Here is a 13,847-nt window from a genome sequence, read left to right as displayed (position 1 = left end):
CGGCACATGCCTCTAATAAAGGGTTTGTCTACCTCATCGCTACCATGTAGAATATTTTTCCCAACCTAATATTGTTTCACACATTTGTCATAGAATAGTTTTACTACAGAGTCTCGATGATCTTATTCTTACGCCGAGTAGGCTAGCGTATTTAGCAAGTGTTTTACCGCTACAGTGCAGAGGGAGTATTTCTTCAACCCCCAACCTCTTCAATTCCATGGCTACTGCTCTAACATATGCTTCGCCGGCCTCGGCTAAGTGTAGCCCTCCTACGAGCTTTACAATATTATACTTCTTCCCCACGGCTTTACCAACCATGTAGTGGACACCAGGATACCCGCATCCTACTAGCATAGTATAGCCTTCTCCATCCTCTACTAGTAAAGAGACTTCGGGTATCCTTGATTCGGGGAACGAGAGTAGGATTACCGACTCACTCACAGCTTCTACATCTCTTACTACCCTGATACTCTGGAAGCCGAGTAGTCTAAGCCAATTTAGGAACTCTCCTTGTCTCACAGGCGGGACATATATTGGAACACTCCGGTTGCCGACTGCCTGGACACCCCCCGTATGGTCTGGTTGAGGGTTGCTTATTACTAACAGGTCTATGCTTGAAAGGCTAACACCGATCCTCTTAGCATTCGCTTCTAAAACGTGCGGGCTACTACCCGTATCGAAAAGCAACCGTTTCCCACCGGTCTCAACCAGTATAGAGAGGCCGTAGTCCCTAACGCAATTCTCGCCGGATTCTAATGTATCATCGTATAAGACGATTATTTCTACCATGACAAACCTAATTTTTTATTTCTTCCCAATACGATTTTAAGCGAGAGGCCGGTACTGAGATGTATAGGATCCTAGGTAGGAGTATAATCGAAGGGGGAAGGCAGAAAAACTACCTTGTGGAGTTTAAGACTAGGTGGGTGAGCGGAGCTAGGAGAATGTACCTTGTAGCCAATTTCACATCCTGGTTCCCGGGTTTTAAAAGAATGGCTAAACTAGGGGACGAGGCTAGGATTATAGTCCCATTATACCCAGGCGTATACGGGTACTGGTTTACATCAGACTACGACCCTACTCCAGTGCTAGATCCGGATAACGGGGAAACTGTCGAGATGCCGAATATGATGCATCCGGAGAGAAACGGGATTAGAGCAAGCCTTCTCGTTGTAAAGCCCCCTGTAAACCCCTTAGATTATTTCATACATGATGAGAGGGATCCAGCCTACCTCTCTAGGATCGGCGGATTCATTGTCTTCAGGGTTAGGACGCTGAAAAACGTCGATAGCGTGGAGCTCTATCTAAATGGGAGAAGGTACAGCGGCATTATTAGAGACCTGCCTTTCGAGAGAGTCTTCGAATTTATTCTAGAAGACGACGGAGAAAGCTCATACATATCGTACCATTTCGAATTCGAGTACGAGGGGAGAATATTCTCGTATGGTTTCAACGGCGTGGGAGAAATTGTCCAGCCTATAATAGTAGACAAAAATAGGATACCGGGTTCCAGGGAGATAAAGTGGTTTACAGGCACTATTTACTACCAGATATTCGTAGACTCTTTCTACAACGGCGATCCTGGCAACGACCCCCCATATAAAATCAGTAGGCTCGCCCCGAGGGAACACGGATATTACGGTGGAGACCTTAAAGGCATTGTAGACAAAATAGATCATCTATCGGAACTAGGCGTTGAAGCAATCTACCTTACACCCATATTCCCAGCCGGGACATACCATAGGTATGATGTTAGAGACTACTTCGGAATAGACAGATACCTTGGTGGTCTGGAAGATTTCGAAACCCTTGTCGAGAAGTTTAGTGAGAGAGGTATGAGGCTGGTACTAGACATTACGATCCACCATACGGGGGCCTGCCACCCTTTCTTTATCGACGCGTTGAGTAAAGGAGTAGAATCTAGGTACTGGGAATGGTTTAATTTCCTGGACAACCCTTCGAAATACATTGACCAGGAAGTAATCAAGGCTCTAGAAGAATGCGACATACACAGGCTTAGGGATCTAGTCACGAGGAAGAAGATAGCAAAGCCTTTCTACGAATCTTTCTTCTCGAACTGGATTATGCCTAAGATCAATCACGAGAATAAGGATACCCTGGAATACTTCATTCAAATAGCGAGGTACTGGATGGAGAAAGGGGTATCGGGTTTCAGGCTTGACGTAGCCCATGGTGTTATGGATGAGTGGCTGGAAGGATTTTATAGTAAGACTAAGGAGTTAAACCCGGACTTCCTACTGCTGGGCGAGATCTGCGACTACCCATTCCTATATTCCGGCTACATGGATTCCTACATGAACTACTGGCTTAGGTACTGGATTATATCCACCATAGTATTCAAGAAGCACAGTATTAAGGAGATGGTAGAGATGGTTAATCTCCAGATCTCTAACCACCCGTACTATCAGCTATTCTCCCTCTACAATATGCTAGGCTCCCACGATACAACCAGGATAAAGACCCTGGTAGGCGGCGACAAGAGGGTTCTGAAACTACTAGTCGTGTTACTATTCATCCTCCCCGGATCCCCCGCGATATACTATGGTGACGAGGTGGGTCTGGAAGGGGGACCCGACCCGGATAATAGGAGGCCAATGATATGGGATAAGAGACTGTGGGATACCGAGATGTACGAGACCTACCTTAATGTTATCAAATTACGTAAGAGTTTCGAAGAACTTAGATATGGTTTCGCCGAGGTCAAAGCGTGCAACGACTCTGTTATCGTTGTAAAGAGGTGGTTGAGGAGGGAGATAGCCGGGGTGTTTAACACAAGAGAGGGAACCCTCCACGTAGGAGAGTGCCTAGGGTTTGAGCCCACTGAGCTATTAATGTCTAGCTCGAACTCAGACCGTGTAGAGCCATACGGTTTCAGAATTTTCTTGATACGGTAGTATAGCACGGTTTTTAGTCGTAGGTTTCTAAACGTATCTAATCATTCCCGTTCTTAAACAGGTTTACACTCATCGACTAAATAATCGGGTAGGACCCTACCATTTCTCACTTCGACACCTTCAAGCCTAAGAAGAGTCTCTTTAACTCTCGAGCCTCCCCTACTATAGCCTCCTAGCCGTAGGTCGCTGTATACAACCCTATGGCATGGTATTATAATAGGGTACTGGTTCTTTCTCAAGATAGACGCAACCTTCCTAGGGTGGATACCGAGGATTCTGCCAATACAATTATAGGTAGAAACCCTTCCCAACGGTATTGATGATACAATAATATATACCGCCTCCTCTAGATCCTTATCCCTGGCAGGCCTCAGCCTCTTATTCTCGTATACGAGAAGCCTGCTCAAGAAAACCCCCGTAACCAGTTCAGGATACATGTTTCCAACGGGTTTATTAAAAGCAATATGCTAACCACGGTTTAATAAATAGGAGACAGCTTGATTTTTAAAACAGGCGGTATAACCATGCGTGAAGTCCTGCTAGTAGTTGTAAGCGATACTATTTACGAAGGTAAAGCACCGGATGTAAGCGGGGAGTATGCTGAGAAGAGGCTTTCAACCCACGGCTTCAACGTGCACAGGGTTATAGTGCCTAATAAGCCGAGCGAGATTATTAGAGCGCTTAACAGTAATCCGGGTTCTAAACTAGTAGTTGTAATAGGCGGTACAGGACCAAGCCCCAGAGATATATCTATCGATCTAGTAGAGTCTATTTCGTGGAAGGCCCTACCTGGTTTCGGCGAAGAATTCAGACGTAGGTCGATTGAGAAAACAGGCTTGAGAGCAATTCTCTCCAGGGCAGGCCTCTATGTAACTTTCGATGGAAGGGTGATAGCGGTTCTACCCGGTAGCCCGGAAGCCGTAGAGATAGGGTTAGATATTTTACTCGGGGTCGTGGATCATCTCTTGGAAGAAGCCTCGAGGATTGAAGGCCCCCATAAGGTTGACTAATATGGTTAGAGCTGTTAGCTTCGATATATGGGGTACATTACTTGACCTTGATAGAGCACTATATGAGACAAGCGGTATCATAGCGAGAGAGCTCAGCCGACCGCATAGCGAAGTACATAAGATTGTCCTCAGGTCACACGAAGAAGCTAGGAGGCTTAGGAGGAAATCGCTGATCTCGGGTTCGGAGACGATTAGAGTAGGCCAGGAGATCCTAGCTCGGAATCTAGGCGTAGACCCAGGGCTTGTAAGCGGTTTGATAAAGAAAGCATTTGACGAAATAGACCCGTTGAAGATCGTCTACGACGACGTACCCCGGGTACTGAAGACCCTCAGTGAGCAGGGATTCCTCGTAGGCGTGGCTGGGAACGTATTGTTCTGGCCTAGCTCCTACACGTGGAGCCTCCTCGAGAAGGCTGGTTTAACCGAGTATGTTAGGGTCAGGGTTTTCTCCGATGAAATAGGTTTCAATAAGCCTGATAGAGGGTTCTTCCTAGCATTAATCGATAAGTTGGGTCTAGAACCATCCGAGATAGCGCATGTCGGGGACAATATTATAGAAGATGTAGGCGGCCCCCTTAGTGTGGGGATGAAAGCTATTCTAGTAAACAGGAGGCAGGGGGTTTCACTAGCCTTAAACATAATAGGGGTTGCTGTAATCCATTCGCTAACACTCGTTCCCTACATAATAGGACTAATATAAAGTTAGGATAAGGAGCAAAGTACTATCCCCTATTTTAAATACTGCGACCAGTTGCTAAATCCATGATAGAAAAGTTTATTAAGGAACTTGGAAAAAGGAATAACGCGGGTGGAAAACTTGAGTGGAGAGAACAAGATCGAGAGGGCTATCGAGCTGTATAGGCAAGGGGTTCCGATCAAGAAGATTGTCGAAGAGATACATATTTCGACGAAAACACTGTATAAAGCGCTGAAGGAGAGGGGGGAGAAGCTTAGGAAATCCCCTCCGAGGAGGCTTACTCCGGAGGAAATCGAGAAGATTAAAAAACTATACCTCGAGAAGTACTCGATCTATAGGATTGCTAAAGAACTCGGTCTGAGGCCTTCTAGGGTATATAATGTATTGAAGAAGCTGTCTATTAAGTGAGTTATGGCTTTATTAATCCCGGCTTTTCTCATTATACCAAAGGGATTACCTATTTTATCTAACGTGTAGCAGGGTCTGTATGAGATCTATCGAGATATTACACGGCGCAGGAGGCCTGGATACTCTCGAGATAGTTATGAAACTTGTTGTAAGCAGGGTTCCGGAAAAGCTTAGGAAGGCTCTGGGAGGAGGAGGTCTCGACGTACTCGACGATGGGTCATACGTTAGAATCGGCGACCAATACCTTGTGTTTACGAGCGATACATACACTGTGAACCCGTTTTTCTTCCCAGGCGGGGACATAGGGCATCTTGCTGCTAGCGGGGTTTTAAACGACCTGGTTATGATGGGTGCTACGCCGGTAGCGTTCATGGATAATATTCTCGTTGAAGAAGGATTCGAAATATCTGTTCTAGATAAGATAGTAGCATCCATGATAAGAGTACTCGAAGAGAATAATGTAGCTTTGATCGGAGGGGATTTCAAAGTAATGCCTAAGGGTAGCCTAGACAAGATTGCTATAAGCGGTTTCGGCATAGGGTATACGAGCCAGCCTCCTATCGTCGACGAGCCTAGGCCGGGGGATAAGATCGTTGTTACAGGCAATATAGCAGAGCATGGGGCAACAATTCTGGCCGCGCAGCTAGGCCTCCTCGAGGAGAATACTAGTCTGAGAAGCGATAGCAGACCCCTGGTTAAAACAGTGCTACCAGTAATCCAGAAGTATAGGCCGTATGTAAACGCAGCCAGGGACCCTACCCGCGGCGGCCTCGCAGGCGTTTTGAACGAGTGGGTTCACGGGAAGAATATTTCGATAATAATAGACAGGACTAGTATCCCTATTAGGGAAGAAGTTAGAGACTTCCTAGATGCTATGGGCGTAGACCCTTTAAATGTTGCCTCAGAAGGGATCGCGGTTTTAAGCGTGAGGCCCGAGGTAGTAGACGAGGTCGTCCGGGAGCTAGTCGCACTAGGCGAGGTAAACGCTCGTGTAGTAGGCGAGGTTATCGAGGGAGGGGATTTCAAAGGGAGGGTTCTAGCAAGGACCGAGATAGGGGGTCTAGTAGTAGTGCCGTCGAACCCGCTGAACCTACCCAGGATATGCTAGGTGGTGGGCGTGTGCCTAGGGGTTCCGGCTGAAGTAGTCGGAGTATACTATTCTGAGACCGGCCTGCCTATGGCAAGAGTCAGAATAGGGGGTATTATCAAAGAGGTCATACTAGGGGTCGAAGATGTTAAGCCAGGGGAATACGTCATAGTTCACGCAGGGGTCGCGATATCGAAGATAGACGAGAACGAGTTGAAAGACGTGCTAGAATTATACAACGAGCTTGTAAGAGAGATTACTAGCTGAAAGGATACAATAGTATGAGAGCCAAGAGGATTATCGTTATAGGCCTTGTCCAAGGAGTAGGGTTTAGGCCTTTCGTAGACAGGCTCGCCCGGAAGCTAGGCGTAAAAGGCTATGTTAGGAATATAGGCGGTTCTGAAGTAGAGATATGGGTTGAAGGCCCACCGGATATAGTTGAGGAATTCGTTAGGAGGCTGGAGCTTGAGAAGCCGCCTCCAGCATTCCTAGAAGAGATACGGGTCGAAGAAGTTACGCCGGTCGGGTTCACAGGATTCGGGATCAAGCCCAGTGCTAGCGATTTTAAAGCCAGGTCTAATATCCCACCCGACCTAGCTATGTGCCATGACTGCTTACTGGAGGTATTAAACCCCGGGGATCGGAGGTATAGGTACCCGTTTAATTCATGCGCCTGGTGTGGCCCAAGGTATTCGATGATCCATAGAGTCCCTTACGATAGAGAAAATACGAGTATGGGTAAATACCATTTATGCGGGGACTGTCTCAGAGAGTATAATGACCCCGATAACCTCAGGAGGTACCACGCCCAGGGTATTAGCTGCCCTAGAGACGGACCTAGGTTATCATTACAGGATCATAAGGGTTCGGTCATCGATGCTGAGAAACCTATCGAGACAGCGGCTAAGCTTATTGAGGAAGGATATATTATAGCTGTAAAAGGGATAGGGGGCTACCACCTAGCTGCTCTAGCAACTGATGACGATGTCGTGGCAAAACTGAGGGCTAGGAAGAAGAGGCCTAGTAAACCCTTCGCAATAATGGGTATAGATACAATAGTCCTCAGGAGGCTTGTTTATATGAGTGATGAAGACGAAGAACTATTAAACTCACCCCAGGCACCGATACTCCTACTACCCAAGAGGGAAGACTCGCCTGTCTCCTCCCTTGTCTCGCCGGGGTTGAGCCATGAAGGCGTGTTTGTAGCGTACTCCCCACTACATTACCTTCTTCTCAAGGAGACAAAGGATAAATTCCTTATAATGACGAGCGGGAACCTATCCGGAGAGCCGATGTGTAGAAACGAGGAGTGTGCTTTCAAAGAGCTAGGGGGTATCGCGGACTACTTCCTCGTACACGACAGAGAGATTGTCCACAGGGTGGACGATAGTGTCGTGAGAAAGACTAGGGGGAGGTATGTACTCTTAAGGAGGAGTAGGGGTTATGCACCGCTATGGATTAGATTACCGGGGAGATTCAAGCAGGATGTCGTAGCTTTCGGCAGCGACCTAAATAATACTATTGCCTTAGGATTCGAAGACAAGATTGTTGTCTCGCCTTACATAGGGGATTTAGACGAGGCGAAAGCCCTCCGGGATCTAGTAGGCGAGCTAGATTTCCTGGTCAGGTCTTTCCGAGTAGATACCAGGAATGCTATAGTCGTGTCAGACAAACACCCGGGGTACATGTCTTCAAAGATAGCGGGAGAGTTCTCGGCAGCACATAATTTGAGGCACGTTAGAATACAGCATCACCTAGCGCACGTATTATCTGTTGCCGGAGACCACGGTTTAACTGGTGGGAGAGTTATAGGCCTAGCTATAGACGGGCTTGGCTGGGGCGATGACGATACTATATGGGGAGGCGAAGTATTACTAGTAGACCTCGACAACGGTAGTTACCAGAGGCTTGGAAGCATTAGGCCCCTGCCACTGACAAGCGACCAGGATACTCTGAAACCGGCACGGCTCCTAGCCGGCTACCTCTCTCTGAGGAAGCAGAGCGTGGAAGATGTCGCTAGACTGCTCAGGGATAGAGGTTTTAGCGAAAAAGAGATCAGGGAATGCCTTGTATCGTACAAATTGGTTGCGAGAGGATTTTATAAACCGGCTTCTAGTACCGGGAGGCTTATCGATATAGCTTCAATACTTATAGGCGCATCTCGTGAAAGAACCTATGATGGAGAGCCAGCTATTAGGCTTGAAGCCCTAGCTTTCAGAGGAGGGCTCGTAGACCCTCCAGAGGTGAAACTAGTCTCTGAGAACGGCCTCCTACTAGTAGATTCGTGGAGGCTGATAGACTGGTTGATAGAGGATAATTCAGAGGATAAAGCAAGCCTAGCCCGGACCTTTCTCGTAACCCTAGGAGAAGCTTTCGGTAGGCTGGTTACTGAAATAGCAAAAGGTAGGGATGTTAGAAGCGAGATTCTAGTCTCAGGCGGTGCGGCTGTCAACGAGTTTATTATTGAAGGGCTTGAGAAAACCCTTGCCGGAAGCAATTTCAGCATTCTGATGCCTAGGAGGATACCTCCTAACGATGGCGGTATCTCGTTCGGCCAGGCATATTATGTATTACTAGCTTCAGCTGTCTGAGCCAATTTCTCCCTTAGTTTCACAATAGCGTCTAGAATAGCCTCGGGTCTAGGAGGGCATCCTGGAACGTAGATATCGACTGGCACTACTTTATCTGCTCCTTTAACAACACTATAGGATTTCTGGAATACTCCTCCGTCGATAGCGCAGGCTCCTACAGCGATAACAAACTTCGGCGAAGGCATCTGCTCGTATAGTCTCTTAAGCCTCTCAGCACTCTTCTTAGTAAGCGCTCCCGTGACTACAAGGATATCGCCGTGCCTAATCGACGGGGCTAACCTAACCCCGAATCTCTCAGGGTCGTATAAAGGTGTGAGAGCGGCTAGCACCTCTATATCGCAACCGTTGCAAGCTCCTGTATTAAAATGTACTAGCCAGGGCGAGTACCTTACGAACCTGTACTTAGCCAAACTATGCGACCCCGATCAGAGTCTACTAGCCTATGGTATTTATAGATATGTGTTTGGTTCGACTAATCAAACAAACTTTTTATAAAATATTCATCTTATGAAATCTTTAATGGTAGATTACATTGGAAAAAGAGATCGGGCCGCAGGAGTTCGTAAAACCTAACAGAAGAGTTTATCGTTTTGACCCTGGTTCGGTTAGGAGTGTTTTCGAGAAGCTTATTTCAGAAAGGGGTTTTGAAGGATTCTATGTTTCCACAATTGTAGGGGTCGACTTGAAAGACCAGGGTTTATTCAGGCTAGACTACTATGTCGTACTACTACCCGAGGAAGAAACCGTTGTCTACAGGACTTATATACCGCGGGATAAACCTATCATAGACTCTATCGTAGATCTTGTCCCGGGAGCTTTCAGCGCTGAAGCCGAGATATATGATCTGCTGGGCATTGAATTCAAGGGTAATAGTAGCCTGAGACGCGGCTTCTTCGTACCAAGCGATATCGTAGATAAAAAGGTATACCCGTTGAGGAAGGATTGAATTGGCTGTTGACAAAGTAATAGAGATATCTGTCTCTGTCGAAATCCCGGTTGGCCCACAGCACCCTGCTCTGCACGAGCCGATCCTGTTGAAAGCCTATGCTGATGGAGAAGTCATTGTGAAAGTAGAGATTAATACAGGGTATAACCACCGGGGTATAGAGAAGTTATGCGAGCAGAATTCTTTCTATAAGAATATATTCATCGTCGGCCGTGTCTGCGGGATCTGTAATACAGTGCACACGAACGTATATGTCAGAGCGCTCGAGCAGATCCTAGGGATCGAGCCTAATATGCGCGCTAAGTACCTAAGGGTTCTCGCTATGGAGCTAGAGAGGATCCATAGCCATATGCTGATAAATGCTGTAATGGCGGAAGCCATAGGTTTCGATACTTTATTCATGAACATAATGTTCGACCGAGAGAAGATCATGAAGGCTAAAGAAATACTGACCGGAGGAAGGGTTATGGCGGATTATATGATGGTAGGCGGAGTTAGACGGGATCTATCCGATGAGGACGCTTACAGGATAAGGAAGCTGGTTGAGCAAACCGTTGAGCGGATAAAATTCTATAGGAGGGTTTTCGAAGAAGACGTATCACTGGTTAAAAGGCTGGTGGATGTAGGAGTATTGAAGAAACGTGATGCGATAAGGCATTCACTCCTAGGCCCTGTTGCGAGAGGTAGTGGTGTTAGAATAGATGCTAGAGCTAGCGATAAATACGATGCCTACGGCGAATTAGACTTCTATATCGTAACAAGAGATGAAGGGGATAGCTGGGCTAGGATGATAGTCCGCTGGGATGAAGCCCTGGTCTCAGCCGAGATATCTCTACAAGTCCTGGATAAATTACCGAGGGATGGTAGCCCGGTACCCGATGAGAAGAAGCTACCACGCAAGTTCCCGGTCGGGGAGGCTTATACAAGGGTTGAAGCTCCGCGCGGGGAGCTCACATACTATGTTATGAGCGATGGGAAGCAGAACCCTTACAGGGTGAAGATTAGGACGCCGTCTTTCACGAACATTATCAACTCAGGATTCCTCTACAACGGGTATACTATCGCGGACTTACCCGTTATACTCACTAGCTTAGACCCTTGTATCTCATGTATGGAGAGAGCCATAGTCCTAGACCTGAATAGCGGGTCGAAGAGGTTTGTTACTTTAAGAGAGCTCGCATCAGGTGGGAGGAGATGGGGAAGCCTAGGCTACTACAGGCTGTGATAAGAAACCTCGTATCGAAACCTGCGACAATACAGTACCCCTACGCTAAGACAGAGGTCGAGAAAGGGTTTAGAGGTAGGCATTACGCTGACTTAACTAAGTGTACTGGCTGCTCGCTATGCGCTCTAGACTGCCCTGCTGACGCGATCTCCATGGTTCAAATACCGGAGGGATACAGTGTCCCGAGGACAAACCCTAGGAGGCTGTATCCTAGAATCGACTACGGCCGCTGCGTCTTCTGCTATAGATGTGTCACAGTATGTCCTTTCAACGCATACATTACTACGAACGAGTATACTCTAGCAGGCGGTAGGCTCAACAATAGCGAGAGACATAGCCTGAGCACGCTTGAAAAGGTGTCGTTATGAACCCGGAGGTATTTCTAGCAGTGGTTATACCAGTCTATATAGTAGCGACAGTATTATTCCTTATAAGAGCTTTGAAAGGGCCGAGTATTCCAGACCATGTTCTAGGAGTCGACCTATTATCCTACAACCTAGCAGACCTCTTCATTATACTAGGAGTCTTCCTTAAACAACCCATACTAATTATAGCCGCTATCCCGCTGGCCCTATGGATCTACGCCCTAGACATATATATTGCGAAATACCTTGAGAAAAAGGTGATGGGGCTTTGATAGACCTGGTTTTAAAAATAATAGGTTATTTCCTTGTAGCATTAGGGGCATTCGCCCAGGTTGTCTCCGGGATAGGTGTTAACAGGTTCAGGAACTTCTATCTAAGGCTGCATGCTGCTACAATAGGCTCGATATGGGGGTCTGTATTCCCTATAGCGGGCGCGGGGCTGATAGCCCTAGCAGAATCGGATAACCTCCCCTATTCTTATTTCATGGCTGGAGTCGCTTTCACAACCTCATTTCTAATACTAATACTCTCCCCTGCAGGGTCGCATGCTCTAGCTAGAGCAGCCCATAAGAGTAGGGTTGTAAGAGTCGAGCCTTGTGTACACGACGAGCTGGATCCTTCGATGTGTGGTGGTAGTTGATGTTGGGGTTTGATACCCTAGTTTACGCTATCGGGGCAGTATCATCGCTACTATCAGTGGTAGCTGTCTATCTAGCTCTTGTTGAGAAGGATCTTGTGAAAGCAGTGATATATAGCGCTATACAAAGCGTCTTCTACTCGCTACTATTCTACATATTCATGTCGCCAGACATAGTCTTAGTCTACCTGCCTGTTACCGCTGGGGTTCTCCCTGCACTACTACTAGTCTTGATAAGCAAGACGGAGAGGTATGAGAAGCAATGAGAAGGTTGATCCCGTTAGTAGTGATAATATCCTTCATAATAGCTTTCAGCCTACTACTGGTTTTGTCGGGCCAGAGCTTTTACCCGAGTAGTAGTATAAGGTGGCTTGCGCTAGTTTATTTGAACACTACATTTAACCCCGCGATGTCGAACTTCACTGTCTGGAGCCCTGAGGCAGTTACGGCAATAGTTTGGGACTATCGTGGACTAGATACACTCTATGAGACCACTGTATTCTACATGGCCATAGTCTCAGGCCTGGCCCTGGCAAGAGGGGTTAGGAAAATACTGAGTAGTCCCGGTGGCGAGCAGGGCCTTTCAGTTATAGTCAAGACTGTGACTAAAATAACAGCTCCTATGATACTAGCTGTAGCAGTATCTATTGCTTTACACGGCCACCTTACCCCAGGAGGCGGGTTCCAGGGCGGTGCTACAGCGGCAGTGGTACCGGTTGTTGTGATCGTGGTTTTCTCGGTATTCTACCTCTATAGTAGAGGCATGTCCACGGATAAAATGCTTGTCGTGAGAAGCGGGGGCCTAATAGGCATAGGCCTGGTATCTATCGCATTATTTATCGCGGGCTTGTTCCTTGGCGTGGAGTCCTATGTATTCCAGAATATTGGTAAAGCATCTTCGCCTATATCCTTCCCCTACCTCATAGGAGGGGCTTTAACAAGCGGGACATTATGGTGGTTCAACCTTTTCGAGTTTTTTGCTGTATCAGCTGGTTTCACAATAGCTTTCATGATCCTGATGAGCCCGGAGGCTGAGAGCATTGAGTGATTTCCTCGCCCAATACCTGTTCACAATAATATACGTATCCCTATTCGTAAACCTAGGGTTGACCTTGTACGGCCTATTCTATAAACCCAACTACATTAAGAAACTAATAATGTTAAGTATCCTAGGTGATACAGCGAACGTTTTCGCGATCTTCGTAGGGTACAGGGCATGGCCGAATCCTTCAACGCCTAGTATTCCACCTATAATATTAGACTACTCGTTCGAGAACACTAGCTACCTCCCGGGCTTCGTATCGAGAGCCGTAGACCCGCTACCCCAGGCTCTTGTCCTTACAGCTGTGGTAATAGGGCTGGCTGTAGCAGTATTCCTAATATTTCTCGGAGACACCTTGTACAAACACTATCACACGCTCGACATGAGGGAGATTAAGAGGCTGAGAGGATGAGGGTTGCTAGGGCCTTACCGGTAATCATATTGTCGTTTATCACATACATTGTATTCACGGGTAGTATAAGCGGCTACGACCTTGTGACAGGGCTTGTAGCATCGGTTGCAATAGGGCTACTATTCTCGAATATTACAGTCGAGAAGCCGTCTAAAGTATTCTCCTTGAGGAGATGGTACTGGGCTTTGAGGTACGCGCTAAGATATTTTATCGTAGACGAGACGAAGTGCCATATCGATGTCATGAAAAGGATCCTGAGCCCGAGCATGCCTGTTAAACCAGGAATCGTCAAAGTACCTTTCAACGTGGAGACAGACTTTGCCCTGACTAGCATAGCTAATTCGATAACGAATACTCCTGGTACGGTAGTAGTAGAGGTAGACAAGTCTGGAAAGGCATTCTACGTCCACTGGATCGATGTCGCTACGATCAATCCCCTCGAAGCCAGGAAGTATATCTCGGAGGTGTTTGAATACTACTCCAAGAAGGTATTCGACTAGCGGTGGCAGGAT

At 47.0% G+C, this 13,847-nt stretch carries 19 protein-coding genes; 16 read left to right on the top strand and 3 right to left on the bottom strand.

Annotation, left to right across the window (positions count from 1 at the left end; genetic code table 11):
• Positions 1-87 precede the first annotated feature (87 nt).
• Positions 88-789, bottom strand: a complete 702-nt coding sequence (locus ACSU1N_RS00455; RefSeq protein WP_440059666.1) for an MBL fold metallo-hydrolase — start codon at positions 787-789, stop codon at positions 88-90.
• 59 nt (positions 790-848) lie between these two features.
• On the opposite strand from ACSU1N_RS00455, the gene ACSU1N_RS00450 reads away from it, so the two are divergent.
• Positions 849-2,915: a glycoside hydrolase family 13 protein gene (locus ACSU1N_RS00450; protein ID WP_440059665.1), complete on the top strand. Its 2,067-nt coding sequence runs from the start codon at positions 849-851 to the stop codon at positions 2,913-2,915.
• Positions 2,916-2,968: 53 nt separating this feature from the next.
• Here ACSU1N_RS00450 and ACSU1N_RS00445 read toward each other — a convergent pair whose 3' ends face one another.
• Positions 2,969-3,352 carry an MGMT family protein gene (locus tag ACSU1N_RS00445; RefSeq protein WP_440059664.1) on the bottom strand — a complete coding sequence of 128 codons (384 nt, stop codon included), beginning with the start codon at positions 3,350-3,352 and terminating at the stop codon, positions 2,969-2,971.
• Positions 3,353-3,439: 87 nt separating this feature from the next.
• Between ACSU1N_RS00445 and ACSU1N_RS00440 the strand changes: the two genes are divergently transcribed.
• From ACSU1N_RS00440 to hypF, 6 genes are all read left to right on the top strand, one after another.
• The gene (locus ACSU1N_RS00440; protein WP_440059663.1) at positions 3,440-3,925 is read left to right on the top strand and encodes a MogA/MoaB family molybdenum cofactor biosynthesis protein; all 486 of its coding nucleotides are present in this window, start codon (positions 3,440-3,442) and stop codon (positions 3,923-3,925) included.
• 1 nt (position 3,926) lies between these two features.
• Positions 3,927-4,625, top strand: coding sequence for an HAD family hydrolase (locus tag ACSU1N_RS00435; RefSeq protein WP_440059662.1), 699 nt, complete (start codon positions 3,927-3,929; stop codon positions 4,623-4,625).
• A gap of 117 nt (positions 4,626-4,742) precedes the next feature.
• The gene (locus ACSU1N_RS00430) at positions 4,743-5,030 is read left to right on the top strand and encodes a helix-turn-helix domain-containing protein (protein WP_440059661.1); all 288 of its coding nucleotides are present in this window, start codon (positions 4,743-4,745) and stop codon (positions 5,028-5,030) included.
• A 79-nt stretch (positions 5,031-5,109) separates the two neighbouring features.
• Positions 5,110-6,138 carry a hydrogenase expression/formation protein HypE gene (gene hypE, locus ACSU1N_RS00425; RefSeq protein ID WP_440059660.1) on the top strand — a complete coding sequence of 343 codons (1,029 nt, stop codon included), beginning with the start codon at positions 5,110-5,112 and terminating at the stop codon, positions 6,136-6,138.
• 9 nt (positions 6,139-6,147) lie between these two features.
• Positions 6,148-6,384 (top strand): HypC/HybG/HupF family hydrogenase formation chaperone, encoded by a 237-nt coding sequence (locus tag ACSU1N_RS00420; RefSeq protein ID WP_440059659.1) that lies wholly within the window; start codon positions 6,148-6,150, stop codon positions 6,382-6,384.
• A gap of 14 nt (positions 6,385-6,398) precedes the next feature.
• Complete coding sequence (gene hypF / locus ACSU1N_RS00415) at positions 6,399-8,708, top strand: carbamoyltransferase HypF (protein ID WP_440059658.1); 2,310 nt, start codon at positions 6,399-6,401, stop codon at positions 8,706-8,708.
• Here the strand turns inward: hypF and ACSU1N_RS00410 are convergent.
• Complete coding sequence (locus ACSU1N_RS00410) at positions 8,681-9,118, bottom strand: NADH-quinone oxidoreductase subunit B family protein (protein WP_440059657.1); 438 nt, start codon at positions 9,116-9,118, stop codon at positions 8,681-8,683. The genes hypF and ACSU1N_RS00410 overlap by 28 nt on opposite strands.
• A 122-nt stretch (positions 9,119-9,240) precedes the next feature.
• Here ACSU1N_RS00410 and ACSU1N_RS00405 point away from each other — a divergent pair, with 122 nt between their 5' ends.
• Genes ACSU1N_RS00405 through ACSU1N_RS00365 form a run of 9 tightly spaced genes read left to right on the top strand, consistent with a single transcriptional unit; the run spans position 9,241 to position 13,835 of the window.
• Positions 9,241-9,654 (top strand): NADH-quinone oxidoreductase subunit C, encoded by a 414-nt coding sequence (locus ACSU1N_RS00405; RefSeq protein ID WP_440059656.1) that lies wholly within the window; start codon positions 9,241-9,243, stop codon positions 9,652-9,654.
• Between the two features lies 1 nt (position 9,655).
• Positions 9,656-10,879, top strand: a complete 1,224-nt coding sequence (locus ACSU1N_RS00400) for a hydrogenase large subunit (protein WP_440059655.1) — start codon at positions 9,656-9,658, stop codon at positions 10,877-10,879.
• Complete coding sequence (locus ACSU1N_RS00395; RefSeq protein WP_440059654.1) at positions 10,849-11,247, top strand: 4Fe-4S binding protein; 399 nt, start codon at positions 10,849-10,851, stop codon at positions 11,245-11,247. Before ACSU1N_RS00400 ends, ACSU1N_RS00395 begins: the two co-directional genes overlap by 31 nt.
• Positions 11,244-11,516 (top strand): monovalent cation/H+ antiporter complex subunit F, encoded by a 273-nt coding sequence (locus ACSU1N_RS00390; protein WP_440059653.1) that lies wholly within the window; start codon positions 11,244-11,246, stop codon positions 11,514-11,516. Before ACSU1N_RS00395 ends, ACSU1N_RS00390 begins: the two co-directional genes overlap by 4 nt.
• Positions 11,513-11,884 (top strand): monovalent cation/H(+) antiporter subunit G, encoded by a 372-nt coding sequence (gene mnhG, locus ACSU1N_RS00385; RefSeq protein WP_440059652.1) that lies wholly within the window; start codon positions 11,513-11,515, stop codon positions 11,882-11,884. The genes ACSU1N_RS00390 and mnhG overlap by 4 nt, the downstream gene beginning before the upstream one ends.
• A complete protein-coding gene (locus tag ACSU1N_RS00380) occupies positions 11,884-12,147 on the top strand; it encodes a Na(+)/H(+) antiporter subunit B (protein WP_440059651.1) in 264 nt (87 codons plus the stop codon). Before mnhG ends, ACSU1N_RS00380 begins: the two co-directional genes overlap by 1 nt.
• A complete protein-coding gene (locus tag ACSU1N_RS00375) occupies positions 12,144-12,929 on the top strand; it encodes an MnhB domain-containing protein (protein WP_440059650.1) in 786 nt (261 codons plus the stop codon). The genes ACSU1N_RS00380 and ACSU1N_RS00375 overlap by 4 nt, the downstream gene beginning before the upstream one ends.
• The gene (locus ACSU1N_RS00370; RefSeq protein ID WP_440059649.1) at positions 12,922-13,335 is read left to right on the top strand and encodes a sodium:proton antiporter; all 414 of its coding nucleotides are present in this window, start codon (positions 12,922-12,924) and stop codon (positions 13,333-13,335) included. Before ACSU1N_RS00375 ends, ACSU1N_RS00370 begins: the two co-directional genes overlap by 8 nt.
• Positions 13,332-13,835, top strand: a complete 504-nt coding sequence (locus tag ACSU1N_RS00365) for a Na+/H+ antiporter subunit E (protein WP_440059648.1) — start codon at positions 13,332-13,334, stop codon at positions 13,833-13,835. Before ACSU1N_RS00370 ends, ACSU1N_RS00365 begins: the two co-directional genes overlap by 4 nt.
• Positions 13,836-13,847 lie beyond the last annotated feature (12 nt).

Origin of the sequence: Thermogladius sp. 4427co, assembly GCF_051933805.1 — an archaeon.
Taxonomy (GTDB): Archaea; Thermoproteota; Thermoprotei_A; order Sulfolobales; family Desulfurococcaceae; genus Thermogladius.
This window is presented reverse-complemented; position numbering and strand designations above follow the sequence as displayed.